This is a genomic window from Kaistia nematophila (genome assembly GCF_026343855.1).
Taxonomy (GTDB): Bacteria; Pseudomonadota; Alphaproteobacteria; order Rhizobiales; family Kaistiaceae; genus Kaistia; species Kaistia nematophila.
Map to the genome: position 1 here is coordinate 100,186 of NZ_JAPKNK010000008.1, position 15,802 is coordinate 115,987.

A 15,802-nucleotide genomic window follows, 5' to 3' on the forward strand; every position below is an offset into this window, starting at 1 on the left:
CATGTGGTATTTCGACCAAATATCGATCAAAAGCGCGGAAATCCGCCAGTTTCGCTTGCCTTTGGGCCCATTTTCAGGGATTTCTCGCGCTCGGTCGGGGCTTGCGAATCGTCCCGGCTCAAGACCTGAGAAAGGATCATCCATGGCTAACAAGAACGATCTCATCGCCGCCGTCGCCGAGCGTACCGGCACGTCCAAGGCCGCCGCCGCGGAGGCTGTCGACGCAACGTTCGACGTGATCACGGCTGCCCTGAAGTCGGGTGACGAAGTCAAGATCATCGGCTTCGGCAATTTCAGCGTTGCATCGCGCGCCGCCAGCGAAGGCCGCAATCCGCGTACCGGCGAGACGATCCAGATCGCCGCTTCCAAGACGCCGAAGTTCAAGGCCGGCAAGGGCCTCAAGGACGCCGTCAACTAAGCCAAGTCGGGCTTATTGGGTTTCTACGGCCTTGCGCGGACAGCGTGAGGCCGTTTTATTTTGTGCGTGCGACCGAAAGCCCGACCTTCCGCCCTTGTAAGGGGGGCCGCTTTTCGCCTACACGTCACGCGCTGCAGGAAACTGCGGGCGGTTAGCTCAGTTGGTAGAGCGCCTCGTTTACACCGAGGATGTCGGGAGTTCGAGTCTCTCACCGCCCACCATGCTCCCCGCGCACCAGGCGCCGGGCCTGCGCCCAAGCTTCCCCATCGTGATATTCTTTTGCCGTCGTCGATCGCCGCACAGCAGTCGTCGTGGCCGTGCGCTCGCGCCCGGCTTTCCCGGCGATGCGCGGGGTCCACAGGAAGGGCAGGGTCGTTTTGGCGGAATTCCGCCGCTTTGAGCGGTGACCTCGGTTTTCCACAATGCCGCTGGACAGCGTGCTTGACTTGGATAGGTCGGTACCGTACTTCAGCGCTCAACACGACGCGGCGACGAGCTGCGGCGGCCCCGGAAGGGGACCCCAGCGGGGGTGTAGCTCAGTTGGTTAGAGCGCCGGCCTGTCACGCCGGAGGTCGCGGGTTCGAGCCCCGTCACTCCCGCCATTTTTACCGACCATCGGATTGCATCTTGTCAATCTGCTTGGAATGCGGATCGAAGCCGCGCGGACCCGTCCGGTCAATTGGCGCTTCCCATCCACCTCAATGCGGTCATGGCCGCATTGCCCGAAAGGGGCACCCGCGGGGGTGTAGCTCAGTTGGTTAGAGCGCCGGCCTGTCACGCCGGAGGTCGCGGGTTCGAGCCCCGTCACTCCCGCCATTTTCTTCTTCTCCCAGACGATTTCCGGCACTGCACAGAGTGCGCGTACGGCAGGCATCCGGTGTTGGGTTCTGTCTTTGCGGCAATCGCGCCTGCGCGGCCGCCTGGCGCGCTGCAGGCCGTTTCAGGCTTCTCCCCCGCGGGCTGTGCCGATCGGCCGCCAGCGACCCGCGCAGCGGGCGGAAGAGGGCGCTAAGGAGTGGCCGTCTCTCCCGGGGCCGGTGAGGCTAGCGCACCGTCTATCCCAGCCTCCCGCGCCTCGCCTGGCCCTCGCGGCGGTCCGCTGCATCCCCGGGTGAGGGCAGCCAGTTGCCCCGCGCCGGGGATCGAGAGCCTTGCGTCGGCGCGGATGGCGTGGCGGGGGATCGAACTCGGGCATGGCGGATGCAATCGCCGGATCGGGCGTCGCCGCGTGCAGCACGATTCTCTGTTGTTGCGGTTCAAATCGGATGTCGGGAAGGCTCCGGGGCGCCATTACTTATGCTGCGACGCAGCGTCAATAAGATTAGGTCGGCCGACGTGACAAGTTTATCATTCGATTGCTGACAACGGTCACGAATGATTCGGGCTCGGTCGGCCTTTGAGGGGGTTCTCATGGAAACTCTACTGCCATTGATCATCCAGGTGGTCGCCGGCCTCATCGGCGGCAACGCGGCCGGCTCCGCGCTGAAGGAGCGGAGCCTGGGCACGACCGGCAACTCGATCGCCGGCGGCATCGGCGGCATCGTCCTCGGCCAGATCCTGCAGGCCGTCATGGGCGGCGGCGCGCCTGACGCGGGCGCGGCGATGGCCGGGCTGGACATCGGCAAGATCGTCACCGACATCGTCGGCGGCGGCGCGGGCGGCGCAATCCTGACCGCGATCGTCGGCATGCTGAAGAATCAGGTTTCCGGGGCGCGGTAGGCGCTCGTCCGGCACCCGGCGGCGCGTGCCATCCGAAGCGCTTGCGGACGGTCGATGGGGGCGATTCGCCCCCATTTTTTTATGAAAGTGAGCCTTATGGTGAATTGTCGGTTTTTGCCGATTTTGCCGCGCCTTCGGCCTGCTCCGCCGGGACATCTCGCCGCACACAAAATCGCTTTCATTCTTCCAGTTCTAATTTTTGCCGGTTTTCGGCGTCTGATGCGCTAGGTTGTTGTTCCGGGGCGCCGTCGGCGGCGGGCTTGGGGCTTGCCACGTCTGTTCGCCTCCGATAAGCCTCGCCTCATGTTTTCGACCGCCGCCCCGGCGGATCGCCGCGTTTCCCGCGGCCGGCCGATATCTTAGACGAGTGAAACGCTTGGCGGCCTATTGCGCCGCACCATCTCGGGCAGCGGCGCGGCTGCGCGAGAGGGAGCAACGGAGCCGGATACATGGAAGACCTGTTGCGCGAATACCTTCCAATTGTCGTGTTTCTCGGGATCGCCCTCGTGATCGGCCTTGCGCTGCTGATCTCGCCGTTCCTGGTCGCGTACCGGAACCCCGACCCCGAAAAGCTCTCGGCCTATGAGTGCGGCTTCAACGCCTTCGACGATGCGCGCATGAAGTTCGACGTGCGGTTCTACCTCGTCGCGATCCTGTTCATCATCTTCGATCTGGAAGTGGCCTTCCTGTTTCCGTGGGCGGTCGTGTTCGGCGATCTCGGCTGGTTTGGCTTCTGGTCGATGATGAGTTTCCTGGCCGTCCTCACCATCGGCTTCATTTACGAATGGAAGAAGGGAGCGCTCGAATGGGATTGAGCGGAACCTCTGGCACCCAGGTCGCGCAGCGGCCGAAGGGGCTTGTCGATGCGTCGGGCCGTCCGATCGGTCACGACGATCCCTTTTTCATGGAAGTCAACAATGAGCTGGCGGACAAGGGTTTCCTTGTCGCGGCTGCGGATGACCTGATCACCTGGGCCCGCACGGGCTCGCTGATGTGGATGCAGTTCGGCCTCGCCTGCTGCGCCGTCGAGATGATGCAGGTCTCGATGCCGCGCTATGACGTCGAGCGCTTCGGCTTCGCGCCCCGCGCCTCGCCGCGTCAGTCGGACGTGATGATCGTCGCCGGCACGCTCACCAACAAGATGGCTCCCGCGCTCCGCAAGGTCTACGACCAGATGCCGGAACCGCGCTATGTCATCTCGATGGGCAGCTGCGCCAATGGCGGCGGCTATTATCACTATTCCTATTCGGTCGTGCGCGGCTGCGATCGCGTCGTCCCGGTCGACATCTATGTTCCGGGCTGCCCGCCGACGGCCGAGGCGCTGCTCTATGGCGTTCTGCTCCTGCAGAAGAAGATCCGCCGCACCGGCACCATCGAGCGCTGAAGGTACAGCATGGAAGAGACCCTCAAAGAGCTCGGTGACTACCTCGTCGCGCAGCGTCCGGACGATGTGATCGCCTTCGAGGTCGCCTATGGCGAACTCACCGTCGGCATCCATCGCGACGCCATCCGCCATTTCGTCGATTGGCTGGCGCATGACGCCAATACCGGCTTCCTCAACATCACCGACGTCTGCGGTGTTGATTATCCGCAGCGCGAGATGCGCTTCGACGTCGTCTATCACCTGCTGAGCCCGACGCGGAACCTCCGCATCCGCCTCAAGGTCGAGACCGACGAAGTCACGCCGGTTCCCTCGATCACGCCGATCCTGCCGGGTGCGGACTGGTTTGAGCGCGAAGCCTACGATATGTATGGCATCCTGTTCATCGGTCACCCTGACCTTCGGCGTCTTCTCACCGATTATGGCTTCGAGGGGCATCCGCTCCGCAAGGACTTCCCGGTGTCGGGCTATGTCGAGGTTCGCTACGACGATCAGCAGAAGCGCGTCGTCTACGAGCCCGTCCGCCTGACGCAGGAATTCCGCGACTTTGACTTCCTCTCGCCGTGGGAAGGCACCGAATACGTGCTGCCGGGCGACGAGAAGGCCAAGGAAGCCCCCAAGCCTGAACAGAAGTCGAGCTGAGGCACGAGATGGCAGAAGCCCAGGTTCGTCCATTCAATATCAATTTCGGCCCCGAGCACCCCTCGGCGCACGGGGTGCTCCGCCTCGTGCTCGAGCTCGATGGCGAAATCGTCGATCGCGTCGATCCGCATATCGGCCTGCTGCATCGCGGCACCGAGAAGCTGATCGAGCAGAAGACCTATCTCCAGGCCGTGCCCTATTTCGATCGTCTCGACTATGTCGCGCCGATGAACCAGGAGCACGCCTTCGCGCTGGCCGTCGAGAAGCTCCTCGAGATCGAGGTGCCGAAGCGTGGCCAGCTGATCCGCGTCCTCTACTCCGAGATCGGTCGCATCCTGTCGCACATCCTGAATGTGACGACCTGGGCGATGGACTGTGGCGCGCTGACGCCGCCGCTCTGGGGTTTCGAGGAACGCGAAAAGCTCATGATCTTCTATGAGCGCGCGTCTGGCTCCCGCATGCATGCGGCCTATTTCCGTCCCGGCGGCGTCCACCAAGACATCCCCGAGCAGCTCGTTCGCGACATCGGCGATTTCTGCGATCCGTTCCTGAAGCGGCTCGACGATCTCGACCGCCTGGTCACCGGCAACCGCATCTTCAAGCAGCGTAACGTCGACATCGGCGTGCTGACGCAGGAAGAGGCGTGGAAGTGGGGCTATTCGGGCGTGCTGATCCGCGGCGCCGGCGCCGCGTGGGATCTGCGGCGGGCCCAGCCCTACGAGTGCTACTCGGAGCTGGAATTCGACATCGCAGTCGGCACGCATGGCGACAATTACGATCGCTACCTCGTCCGCATGGCCGAGATGCGCGAGGCGATCCGGATCATGAAGCAGTGCGTGAAGCGCCTGCTCGGCACCGAGAAGATCGGCCCGGTCTCCTACACCGACAACAAGATCGTGCCGCCGAAGCGCGGCGAGATGAAGCGCTCGATGGAAGCGCTCATCCATCACTTCAAGCTCTACACCGAGGGCTATCACGTGCCCGCCGGCGAGGTTTATGCAGCCGTCGAAGCGCCCAAGGGCGAGTTCGGCGTCTATCTGGTGGCGGATGGCTCGAACAAGCCGTACCGCTGCAAGATCCGCGCTCCCGGTTTCGCGCATCTCCAGTCGATGGACTTCCTGTGCAAGGGCCACATGCTTGCCGACGTCTCGGCGGTCCTTGGCTCCATCGACATCGTGTTCGGAGAGGTTGACCGCTAATGTCCGTACGTCGTCTCGCAGCCGAGCAACCCGCGAGCTTCGCGTTCTCCCCCGAGAACCTCGCCTGGGCCGAGAAGCAGGTTCAGAAGTTCCCGGAAGGCAAGCAGGCCTCCGCTGTTATCTCGATCCTGTGGCGCATTCAGGAGCAGGAAGGCTGGGTTTCCGAGCCGGCGATCCGCTGGGTCGGCGAGTTCCTCGACATGGCCTATATCCGCGTCCTGGAAGTCGCGACCTTCTACACCATGTTCCTGCTGGCTCCGGTCGGCAAGAAGGCGCACATCCAGGTATGCGGCACCACGCCCTGCATGTTGCGCGGCGCCAACAAGCTGATCGAGCGCTGCCGCGAGCGGATCCATCCGGAGCCGTTCCATGCGTCGGCGGACGGCAGCCTGTCGTGGGAAGAGGTCGAGTGCCTGGGCGCCTGCGTCAACGCCCCGATGCTGCAGATCGTCCCCGATACCTACGAGGATCTGACGGTCGAGACGCTGGACAAGCTGATCGACGACATCCAGGCCGGCCGGCCGATCAAGCCGGGCCCGCAGATCGAACGCCATCATTCGGCGCCGGTCGGCGGCTTCCGGGCGCTGACGACCCCCGAGCTCTATGATGGCTCCATGGTCGGGCAGGGCGCCGGTCTGGCCGCCGCGCGCGAGGCGATCGCCGCCCGCGAGGCCGCGGCCGCCGAGGCTGCCCGCGCCGCCGCCAACCCCGCGCCTGCCGAGCCGCCCGCCGCCCCCGCCGTCAAGGCGCAGGGCGAGGCCGACAAGGACAAGGTTCCCACCCAGGTCAAGCAGACCGTGCCGGCTTCGGACCCCGCCGTCCGTCCGGACGCGGCCAAGAAAGAGTAGAGGAGCGGACGATGCTTTCGGACAAAGACCGCATCTTCACGAATATCTACGGTCATCACGACTGGGGCCTGCAGGGCGCGCTGAAGCGCGGCTCCTGGGATGGCACCAAGACCATCCTCGAGGCCGGACGCGACTGGATCATCGACCAGATGAAGGCCTCCGGCCTTCGTGGCCGTGGCGGCGCCGGTTTCCCGACCGGCCTGAAGTGGTCGTTCATGCCCAAGCAGAACGACGGTCGGCCGCACTACCTCGTCATCAACGCCGACGAGTCGGAGCCGGGCACCTGCAAGGATCGCGAGATCCTGCGCCACGACCCGCATCACCTGGTCGAGGGCGCGCTGATCGCCGGTTTCGCGATGGGCGCCCATGCGGCCTACATCTATGTCCGCGGCGAGTTCATCCGCGAGCGTGAGCATCTGCAGGCCGCGATCGACCAGGCCTATGAAGCCCGCCTCATCGGCAAGAACAACGTCCATGGCTGGGACATGGACATCTTCGTCGCCCACGGCGCCGGCGCCTATATCTGCGGCGAAGAGACCGCGCTGCTCGAGAGCCTCGAGGGCAAGAAGGGCCAGCCGCGCCTGAAGCCGCCGTTCCCGGCCAACGTCGGCCTCTATGGCTGCCCGACGACGGTCAACAACGTCGAGAGCATCGCGGTCGCCCCGACCATCCTGCGTCGCGGCCCGGCCTGGTTCTCGTCGATCGGTCGTCCGAATAATGTCGGCACCAAGCTGTTCGGTATCTCCGGCCACGTGAACACGCCCTGCATCGTCGAAGAGGCGATGGGCATTCCGTTCAAGGAACTGATCGAGAAGCATGGCGGCGGCGTCCGCGGCGGCTGGGACAATCTGAAGGCGATCATTCCGGGCGGCGCTTCCTGCCCGATCATCCCGGCCGAGCAGTGCGAAGACCTGATCATGGACTTCGACGGCACGCGCGCCGTGAAGTCGAGCTTCGGCACCGCCGGCGTGCTCGTCATGGACAAGTCGACCGACGTCATCCGCGCCATCGCCCGCATCGCCTACTTCTTCAAGCATGAGAGCTGCGGCCAGTGCACGCCGTGCCGCGAAGGCACCGGCTGGATGTGGCGCGTGATCGACCGCATGGCGCGCGGCGAAGCCGAGAAGCGCGAAATCGACATGCTCCTGCAGGTCACGACCCAGGTCGAAGGCCACACGATCTGCGCGCTCGGCGATGCCGCCGCATGGCCCATACAGGGCCTGATCCGGCATTTCCGGCATGAGATCGAGGAGCGCATCGACCTCTATTCCCGCAACCCCCGGCCGGTCGAACGGCAGATGATGGAAGCGGCGGAGTAAACCATGGCCAAGATCATCGTTGACGGCATCGAAGTCGACGTTCCGCCGGACTACACGCTGCTGCAGGCGGCGGAAGCCGCCGGCGCCGAGGTGCCGCGCTTCTGTTTCCACGAGCGTCTGTCGATCGCCGGCAATTGCCGCATGTGCCTCGTCGAGGTGAAGGGCGGTCCGCCGAAGCCGACCGCTTCCTGCGCCATGAACGTGCGCGACTTGCGTCCGGGCCCGAACGGCGAGCCGCCGGTCATGCTCACCAAGTCGCCGATGGTGAAGAAGGCACGCGAAGGCGTGATGGAGTTCCTGCTGATCAACCATCCGCTCGATTGCCCGATCTGCGATCAGGGCGGCGAGTGCGATCTGCAGGACCAGGCCATGGCGTATGGCGTGGACAAGAACCGCTTCTCCGAGAACAAGCGCGCCGTCGAAGACAAGTATATCGGCCCGCTCGTGAAGACGGTGATGAACCGCTGCATCCATTGCACGCGCTGCGTCCGCTTCACCACGGAAGTCGCCGGCATTTCCGAGCTCGGCCTGATCGGCCGCGGCGAGGACGCCGAGATCACCACCTATCTCGAGAAGGCGCTCTCCTCGGAGCTGCAGGGCAACGTCATCGACCTCTGCCCGGTCGGCGCGCTGACCTCGCGTCCCTTCGCCTTCACGGCGCGTCCGTGGGAACTGGCCAAGACCGAGTCGATCGACGTCATGGACGCCGTCGGCTCGAACATCCGCGTCGACACGCGCGGCCGTGAGGTCATGCGCGTGCTGCCCCGTCTCAACGAGGCGGTCAACGAGGAATGGATCTCGGACAAGACGCGCTTCATTTGGGATGGCCTGCGCACGCAGCGCCTCGACCGCCCGTATCTGCGCGTCGACGGTCGCCTGAAGCCGGCCAGCTGGGCCGAGGCTTTCGCCGCGATCGTCGATCGCGTGAACGCGACCTCGGCTTCGAAGATCGGCGCCATCGCCGGTGATCTGGCTGCCGTCGAAGAACTCTACGCCCTGAAGGCGCTGATCGGCTCGCTCGGTTCGGCCAATCTCGACGCCCGCCAGGACGGCGCGAAGCTCGATCCGGCGCTCGGCCGCGCGAGCTACGTGTTCAACCCGACCATCGCCGGCATCGAGCAGGCCGACGTGATCCTGATCGTCGGCGCCAATCCTCGCAAGGAAGCGTCGGTCCTCAACGCCCGCATCCGCAAGCGCTGGCGCGCCGGCAATGTGCGCATCGGCGTCGTCGGCGAGCATGTCGACCTGACCTACCCGCACGATTACCTCGGCGCCGGCCCCGAGACGCTGGCCGAGATCGCCGCCGGCAAGGGCTCGTTCGGCGAGGCGCTTGCCGCCGCGAAGCGCCCGATCGTCATCGTCGGGCAGGGCGCTCTTGCCCGTGACGACGGCAAGGCGGTTCTGGCGACGGCTGCCGCCATCGCCACGGCTCCCGGCCGTGACGAGGGCTGGAACGGCCTCGGCATCCTGCACACCGCCGCTTCGCGCGTCGGCGCGCTCGACGTCGGCTTCGTGCCGGCGGAAGGCGGGCTGGACGTCGCCGGCATGGTCGCTGCCGCAGGGCAGGGCGCGCTCGACGTACTCTTCCTGCTCGGCGCCGACGAGATCGACACCTCCGCGCTCGGCTCTGCCTTCGTCGTCTATATCGGCACCCATGGCGACGCGGGCGCTCACCGCGCCGACGTCATCCTGCCGGCCGCCGCCTACACCGAGAAGTCCGGCACCTTCGTCAACACCGAAGGCCGCGTGCAGATCGCCAACCGGGCCGGTTTCCCGCCCGGCGACGCGCGCGAGGACTGGGCGATCCTTCGCGCCCTCTCCGACGTGCTCGGCCACCGGCTGCCGTTCGACTCGCTCGGCGAGCTGCGCAAGGCGCTCTATGCGGCGCATCCGCACCTGGCGGCGATCGACACGGTCCGCGCCGGCGACCTCGCCGACGTGGCGGCGCTCGCTTCGGCCGGCGGTTCGCTCGGCTGGGCGGCCTTCGCCAATCCGATCTCTGATTTCTACCTGACCAACCCGATCGCTCGCGCGTCTGCCATCATGGCGGAATGCTCGGCGCTCGCGGCCGGCCAGCTTGCCGCTGCTGCGGAGTGAGGCGGGAATGAACGGCTTCGTCGAAAACTACCTCATCCCGGGCGCGATCATTGTCGGACAGAGCCTGCTCGTGCTCGTGCTGCTGCTGGTCTTCATCGCCTATGTGCTGCTGGCCGACCGCAAGATCTGGGCTGCCGTCCAGATGCGTCGCGGCCCCAACGTCGTCGGCGCCTTCGGCCTGTTCCAGTCCTTCGCCGACCTTCTGAAGTTCGTCCTTAAGGAACCCGTCATTCCGTCGGGCGCCAACAAGGGCATCTTCCTGCTGGCGCCGCTCGTCACCGTGACGCTGGCGCTCGCCGGCTGGGCGGTGATCCCGTTCAACGCGGGCTGGGTGGTCGCCAACATCAATGTCGGCATCCTCTACCTGCTGGCGATCTCGTCGCTCGGCGTCTATGGCGTGATCATGGGCGGCTGGGCTTCGAACTCGAAGTATCCGTTCCTGTCGTCGCTGCGCGCCGCCGCGCAGATGGTGTCCTACGAAGTGTCGATCGGCTTCGTGCTGATCACCGTGCTGCTCTGCGTCGGCTCGCTCAACATCTCGGATGTCGTGCTGTCGCAGCAGTCGGGCCTCGGCACCAAGCTTGGCCTGCCGGGCAGCTTCCTCGACTGGTACTGGCTGCCGCTGCTGCCGATGTTCGTCATCTTCTTCGTCTCGGCGCTGGCGGAAACCAACCGTCCGCCCTTCGACCTGGTCGAGGCAGAGTCGGAGCTCGTCGCCGGCTTCATGTCGGAATATGGCTCGACGCCGTACATGATGTTCATGCTCGGCGAGTATGCCTCGATCTGCCTGATGTGCGCGCTGACGACGATCCTGTTCCTCGGAGGCTGGCTGCCGCCGGTGAACGTGGCGCCCTTCACCTGGGTTCCGGGCATCGTCTGGTTCGTGCTCAAGGGCACCTTGGTCTTCTTCATGTTCGCCATGGCGAAAGCCATCGTACCGCGCTACCGCTATGATCAGCTGATGCGGCTGGGCTGGAAGGTGTTCCTGCCGATCTCGCTTGGCATGGTCGTGCTCGTGGCCGTTGTTCTGCAGACCATGGGATGGGCACCGTGATGCGCCTCGACCAGACCGCCAAGTCGCTGTTCCTGTCGGAGTTCGTCTCCGCCTTCTTCCTCGCCATGCGCTATTTCTTCGCTCCGAAGAAGACGCTGAACTACCCGTTCGAGAAGGGCGCGCTCAGCCCGCGCTTCCGTGGCGAGCATGCGCTTCGCCGCTACCCGAACGGCGAGGAGCGCTGCATCGCGTGCAAGCTGTGCGAGGCCATCTGCCCGGCGCAGGCGATCACCATCGAGGCCGGTCCGCGCCGCAACGACGGCACCCGCCGCACGACGCGCTACGACATCGACATGGTGAAGTGCATCTATTGCGGCTTCTGCCAGGAAGCCTGCCCCGTCGACGCCATCGTCGAGGGACCGAACTTTGAATTCGCGACGGAGACGCGCGAGGAGCTCTACTACGACAAGGAGAAGCTTCTCGCGAATGGCGACCGGTGGGAGCGCGAGATCGCGCAGAATATCAGCATGGACGCGCCCTACCGCTAGGCGGGGTGTGGTTACGACGCAATTCTGGAGGGATGCCGCGGCTCGCCGCGCTGTCCGAGGGCACGGATCATGATCCTGCATACCATTTTCTTCTATCTGTTCTCGGGCATCACCATCGCCTCCGCGCTGATGGTGATCTCGTCCCGTAATCCCGTGCACTCCGTGCTCTTCCTGATCCTCGCCTTCTTCAACGCGGCTGGGCTCTTCGTGATGCTCGGCGCCGAGTTCCTGGCGATGCTGCTGGTCGTTGTCTATGTCGGCGCGGTCGCGGTGCTCTTCCTCTTCGTCGTCATGATGCTCGACGTCGACTTCACGGAGCTGCGGCAGGGCTTCCTGCAGTATCTGCCGGTCGGCGGCCTGATCGGCGTCGTGCTGCTGGCGGAACTGCTGATCGTCCTCAGCGGCTGGGCCTTCGCGCCCAACGTGGCGGGCAACGCCGTGCAGCCGATCCCCGACATGAGCCAGGTCACCAACACGGCGGCGATCGGGCGGCTGCTTTACACCCACTACATCTACTTCTTCCAGATCGCCGGCTTCGTGCTGCTGGTGGCCATGATCGGCGCCATCGTGCTGACGCTCCGCCACAAGCCGCGGGTCAAGCGCCAGGTCATCGCCGACCAGGTCGCGCGGTCGCAGAAGATCGAGCTGCGTCCCGTTGAACCCGGCAAGGGCATCTGAGCGAGAGACGAGGAAAACACCATGGCAATCGGTCTCTCCCATTATCTGTCCGTCGCGGCGATCCTGTTCACGATCGGCGTGTTCGGCATCTTCCTGAACCGGAAGAACGTGATCGTCATCCTGATGTCGGTCGAACTGATCCTTCTCTCCGTGAACCTGAACTTCGTCGCGTTCTCGTCCTTCCTGGGCGACCTCGTGGGTCAGGTCTTCGCGATCCTGGTACTGACCGTCGCGGCCGCTGAATCGGCCATCGGCCTTGCCATCCTCGTCGTCTACTTCCGCAACCGCGGCTCGATCGCGGTGGAAGACATCAACATGATGAAGGGCTGAGGCCAGCCATGTATTCAGCCATCGTCTTTCTTCCCCTTCTCGGCGCCATCCTTGCCGGCATCATCGCGCTTAGCGGCAGCTACGCCGCCGCCATGGTCGGCGCGCCCAAGGACGGCTCGGACGACCATGCGGGTCATGGCCATGACCACGCGCACCACGATCACGACGGCCATGGTCACGACGATCACGGCCATGACGACCACGGCCATGACCACCATCACGCTTCCGCGCCGGGCTCGCGTCCGGCCGAGCTGATCACCACCGGCCTGCTGTTCGTCTCCGCCATCCTGTCGTGGATCGCGTTCCTGACGATCGGCTCGCCGGAAGGCGAGGCGGTCCGCGTGAAGGTCCTGCCCTGGGTCACCTCGGGCACGCTCTCCTTCGACTGGGCGCTGCGCGTCGACACGCTGACCGCCATGATGCTCGTCGTCGTCACCTCGGTGTCGTCGCTCGTCCATCTCTACTCGATCGGCTACATGAGCCATGACGAGCACCGGCCGCGCTTCTTCGCGTATCTGTCGCTCTTCACCTTCGCCATGCTGATGCTGGTGACGTCGGACAACCTGTTCCAGATGTTCTTCGGCTGGGAAGGCGTGGGTCTCGCCTCGTATCTGCTGATCGGTTTCTGGTTCAAGCGTCCGGCCGCCAACGCCGCCGCCATGAAGGCGTTCGTCGTCAACCGCGTCGGCGACTTCGGCTTCGCGCTCGGCATCTTCTCGATCTTCGTGATGTTCGGCTCGGTCGAGTTCGAGACGATCTTCGCCAACACCGGCAGCGTCGCCGGCCAGACGATCCACTTCCTGTCGTGGGACCTGGATGCGCTGACCGTCATCTGCATCCTTCTGTTCATCGGCGCGATGGGCAAGTCGGCGCAGTTCCTGCTGCACACCTGGCTGCCGGATGCGATGGAGGGCCCGACGCCGGTCTCCGCGCTCATCCACGCCGCCACCATGGTGACCGCCGGCGTGTTCATGGTCGCGCGCATGTCGCCGCTGTTCGACCTGGCGCCGACGGCGCTGACGGTCGTCACCTTCTTCGGCGCGACGACGGCGTTCTTCGCCGCCACCGTCGGCCTGGTGCAGAACGACATCAAGCGCGTCATCGCCTACTCGACCTGTTCGCAGCTCGGCTACATGTTCGTCGCGCTCGGCGTCGGCGCCTATGGCGCGGGCGTGTTCCACCTGTTCACGCACGCCTTCTTCAAGGCGCTGCTGTTCCTCGGCGCCGGCTCGGTCATCCATGCCGTCTCGGGCCAGCAGGACATGCGTCACATGGGCGGCCTGCGGAAGCAGATCCCCTTGACCTACTGGACGATGATCATCGGCACGCTGGCGCTGACCGGCTTCCCGCTGACCGCCGGCTATTACTCGAAGGACGCGATCATCGAGAGCGCCTTCGTCGGTCACAACGCCTTCTCGGGCTACGCCTTCGTCCTGACGGTGGCCGCCGCCCTGATGACCTCGTTCTACTCCTGGCGCCTGATCTTCCTGACCTTCCATGGCAGGCCGCGCGCTTCCGCCGAGGTCATGAGCCACGTGCACGAGTCGCCGCCGGTCATGACCGTGCCGCTGCTGCTGCTGTCGGTCGGTGCGCTGTTCGCCGGCATGGTCTTCGCCAACCAGTTCATCGGTGAGGGCTATGGCGAGTTCTGGAAGGGTGCGCTGTTCACCAACCCGGACAACCACATCCTGCATGAGATGCACGGCGTGCCGTCGCTCGTGAAGTACTCGCCCTTCATCGTGATGGTGATCGGCCTGCTGATTGCCTACTACTTCTACATCCGGTCGCCGGAAACGCCGAAGCGCCTCGCGGCCGAGCAGCCGGTGCTGTACCGGTTCCTGCTGCACAAGTGGTACTTCGACGAGATCTATGACTTCCTGTTCGTCCGCCCGGCCCGTTGGCTCGGCCGCTTCCTCTGGAAGAAGGGCGACGGGATGGTCATCGACGGGCTCGGGCCCGACGGTATCTCGGCGCGCGTCATCGACGTCACCAACCGGGTGATCCGGCTGCAGTCCGGCTACATGTACCACTATGCCTTTGCCATGCTGATCGGCGTTGCTGCGCTGGTCACCTGGATGATGTTCGCGGGTTGAGGGGTTTTAGATGACTGACTGGCCGATCCTCTCGACCGTTACCTTTCTGCCAACGGTCGGCGCACTCCTGCTTCTGCTCGTCCGCGGCGATGACGCCGCGGCGCGGCGCAACGTCTACTGGATCTCGCTCTGGACGACGCTCGTCACCTTCGTGGTGTCGCTGCTGATCTGGAAGGACTTCGACAATTCGAGCGCCGGCTTCCAGTTCGTCGAGCGCGCCGACTGGCTCGGCGGCAAGATCTCCTATTCGATGGGCGTCGACGGCATCTCGATGCTGTTCGTCATCCTGACGACCTTCCTGATGCCCTTCTGCATCGTGGCGTCGAAGTACTCCGTGAAGTTCCGCTTCAAGGAATACATGCTGGCGTTCCTGCTGCTCGAGACGCTGATGATCGGCGTGTTCTGCGCCACCGATCTGCTTCTCTTCTACGTCTTCTTCGAAGGCGGCCTGATCCCGATGTTCCTGATCATCGGCATCTGGGGCGGACAGCGGCGCGTCTATGCGGCGTTCAAGTTCTTCCTCTACACGCTGCTCGGCTCGGTGCTGATGCTGCTCGCCATCATGGCGATGTACTGGCAGGCTGGCACGACCGACATCCCGACGCTGCTCGACCACCAGTTCCCTGCCTCGATGCAGACCTGGCTGTGGCTCGCCTTCTTCGCCTCCTTCGCGGTGAAGATGCCGATGTGGCCGGTGCACACCTGGTTGCCGGACGCCCACGTCGAGGCGCCGACGGCCGGCTCGGTCATCCTGGCGGGCGTGCTGCTGAAGATGGGCGGCTACGGCTTCCTGCGCTTCTCGCTGCCGATGTTCCCGATCGCCTCGGCCGATTTCGCACCGATCATCTACACGCTGTCGGTCGTCGCCATCATCTATACCTCGCTGGTGGCGCTCGTTCAGGCGGACATGAAGAAGCTGATCGCGTATTCGTCGGTCGCCCACATGGGCTATGTGACGATGGGCATCTTCACGATGAACGCCCAGGGCGTCGAAGGCGCGATCTTCCAGATGCTGTCGCACGGCATCGTCTCGGGCGCGCTCTTCCTCTGCGTCGGCGTCATCTATGACCGCATGCACACCCGCGAGATCGCGGCCTATGGCGGCCTGGTCAACCGGATGCCGTTCTACGCGGCCGTGTTCCTCGTCTTCACGATGGCGAATGTCGGCCTTCCGGGCACCAGCGGCTTCGTCGGCGAGTTCATGGTCCTGATCGGCGTCTTCCGCGCCAACACCTGGGTTGCCGCCTTCGCCACCACCGGCGTCATCCTGTCGGCCAGCTACGGCCTGTGGCTCTACCGCAAGGTGATCATGGGCGCGCTGGAGAAGGCGAACCTGAAGTCGATCTTCGACCTGTCTCGTCGCGAGATCGCCATTCTCGTCCCGCTGGTCGTGCTGACCATCTTCTTCGGCGTCTATCCGACCCCGGTCTTCAACGTGACCGGTCAGGCGGTGGACAAGCTGATTACCAACTATCAGGCCGCGCTTTCCGCTGCCGGCAAGCTCGCGCTGGCGGCGCAGTGAGGGAACACGGATAG

Annotated in this window: 15 protein-coding genes and 3 tRNA genes; all 18 read left to right on the forward strand. The window is 64.7% G+C overall.

Translation table 11 applies throughout. The features are described 5' to 3' along the window. Positions 1–142 precede the first annotated feature (142 nt). The 18 genes from OSH07_RS17895 (at position 143) to OSH07_RS17980 (ending at position 15,788) form a co-directional block, all read left to right on the forward strand. Positions 143–418 carry an HU family DNA-binding protein gene (locus tag OSH07_RS17895; RefSeq protein ID WP_266340049.1) on the forward strand — a complete coding sequence of 92 codons (276 nt, stop codon included), beginning with the start codon at positions 143–145 and terminating at the stop codon, positions 416–418. A 145-nt stretch (positions 419–563) separates the two neighbouring features. Beyond that, positions 564–639, forward strand: a tRNA-Val gene (locus OSH07_RS17900). A gap of 304 nt (positions 640–943) precedes the next feature. After that, positions 944–1,020, forward strand: a tRNA-Asp gene (locus OSH07_RS17905). A gap of 137 nt (positions 1,021–1,157) precedes the next feature. Beyond that, positions 1,158–1,234 (forward strand) — tRNA-Asp (locus tag OSH07_RS17910). Positions 1,235–1,828: 594 nt separating this feature from the next. Then, positions 1,829–2,137: a hypothetical protein gene (locus OSH07_RS17915; RefSeq protein ID WP_266340050.1), complete on the forward strand. Its 309-nt coding sequence runs from the start codon at positions 1,829–1,831 to the stop codon at positions 2,135–2,137. A gap of 449 nt (positions 2,138–2,586) precedes the next feature. Next, on the forward strand, positions 2,587–2,952 hold the full coding sequence (locus OSH07_RS17920) for an NADH-quinone oxidoreductase subunit A (protein ID WP_266331905.1): 366 nt from the start codon (positions 2,587–2,589) through the stop codon (positions 2,950–2,952). Continuing rightward, entirely contained in the window at positions 2,943–3,521 is a 579-nt protein-coding gene (locus tag OSH07_RS17925) for a NuoB/complex I 20 kDa subunit family protein (RefSeq protein ID WP_266340051.1), read from the forward strand. Before OSH07_RS17920 ends, OSH07_RS17925 begins: the two co-directional genes overlap by 10 nt. Positions 3,522–3,530: 9 nt before the next feature. After that, positions 3,531–4,160 (forward strand): NADH-quinone oxidoreductase subunit C, encoded by a 630-nt coding sequence (locus tag OSH07_RS17930; protein WP_266340052.1) that lies wholly within the window; start codon positions 3,531–3,533, stop codon positions 4,158–4,160. Between the two features lie 8 nt (positions 4,161–4,168). After that, complete coding sequence (locus OSH07_RS17935) at positions 4,169–5,359, forward strand: NADH-quinone oxidoreductase subunit D (RefSeq protein WP_266340053.1); 1,191 nt, start codon at positions 4,169–4,171, stop codon at positions 5,357–5,359. Next, positions 5,359–6,207 (forward strand): NADH-quinone oxidoreductase subunit NuoE, encoded by an 849-nt coding sequence (gene nuoE / locus OSH07_RS17940; RefSeq protein WP_266340054.1) that lies wholly within the window; start codon positions 5,359–5,361, stop codon positions 6,205–6,207. The genes OSH07_RS17935 and nuoE overlap by 1 nt, the downstream gene beginning before the upstream one ends. A gap of 11 nt (positions 6,208–6,218) precedes the next feature. Next, positions 6,219–7,526, forward strand: coding sequence for an NADH-quinone oxidoreductase subunit NuoF (nuoF, locus tag OSH07_RS17945; RefSeq protein WP_266340055.1), 1,308 nt, complete (start codon positions 6,219–6,221; stop codon positions 7,524–7,526). 3 nt (positions 7,527–7,529) lie between these two features. Beyond that, positions 7,530–9,623: an NADH-quinone oxidoreductase subunit NuoG gene (nuoG, locus tag OSH07_RS17950; RefSeq protein ID WP_266340056.1), complete on the forward strand. Its 2,094-nt coding sequence runs from the start codon at positions 7,530–7,532 to the stop codon at positions 9,621–9,623. Positions 9,624–9,630: 7 nt separating this feature from the next. Continuing rightward, a complete protein-coding gene (gene nuoH, locus OSH07_RS17955) occupies positions 9,631–10,677 on the forward strand; it encodes an NADH-quinone oxidoreductase subunit NuoH (RefSeq protein WP_266340057.1) in 1,047 nt (348 codons plus the stop codon). Then, a complete protein-coding gene (nuoI, locus tag OSH07_RS17960; RefSeq protein WP_266340152.1) occupies positions 10,677–11,165 on the forward strand; it encodes an NADH-quinone oxidoreductase subunit NuoI in 489 nt (162 codons plus the stop codon). Before nuoH ends, nuoI begins: the two co-directional genes overlap by 1 nt. Before the next feature lie 69 nt (positions 11,166–11,234). Continuing rightward, positions 11,235–11,843 (forward strand): NADH-quinone oxidoreductase subunit J, encoded by a 609-nt coding sequence (locus OSH07_RS17965; protein ID WP_266340058.1) that lies wholly within the window; start codon positions 11,235–11,237, stop codon positions 11,841–11,843. Between the two features lie 21 nt (positions 11,844–11,864). Beyond that, on the forward strand, positions 11,865–12,173 hold the full coding sequence (gene nuoK, locus OSH07_RS17970; protein WP_266340059.1) for an NADH-quinone oxidoreductase subunit NuoK: 309 nt from the start codon (positions 11,865–11,867) through the stop codon (positions 12,171–12,173). A gap of 8 nt (positions 12,174–12,181) precedes the next feature. Continuing rightward, positions 12,182–14,266 carry an NADH-quinone oxidoreductase subunit L gene (gene nuoL, locus OSH07_RS17975; protein WP_266340060.1) on the forward strand — a complete coding sequence of 695 codons (2,085 nt, stop codon included), beginning with the start codon at positions 12,182–12,184 and terminating at the stop codon, positions 14,264–14,266. A 10-nt stretch (positions 14,267–14,276) separates the two neighbouring features. Next, positions 14,277–15,788 carry an NADH-quinone oxidoreductase subunit M gene (locus OSH07_RS17980; protein WP_266340061.1) on the forward strand — a complete coding sequence of 504 codons (1,512 nt, stop codon included), beginning with the start codon at positions 14,277–14,279 and terminating at the stop codon, positions 15,786–15,788. Positions 15,789–15,802 lie beyond the last annotated feature (14 nt).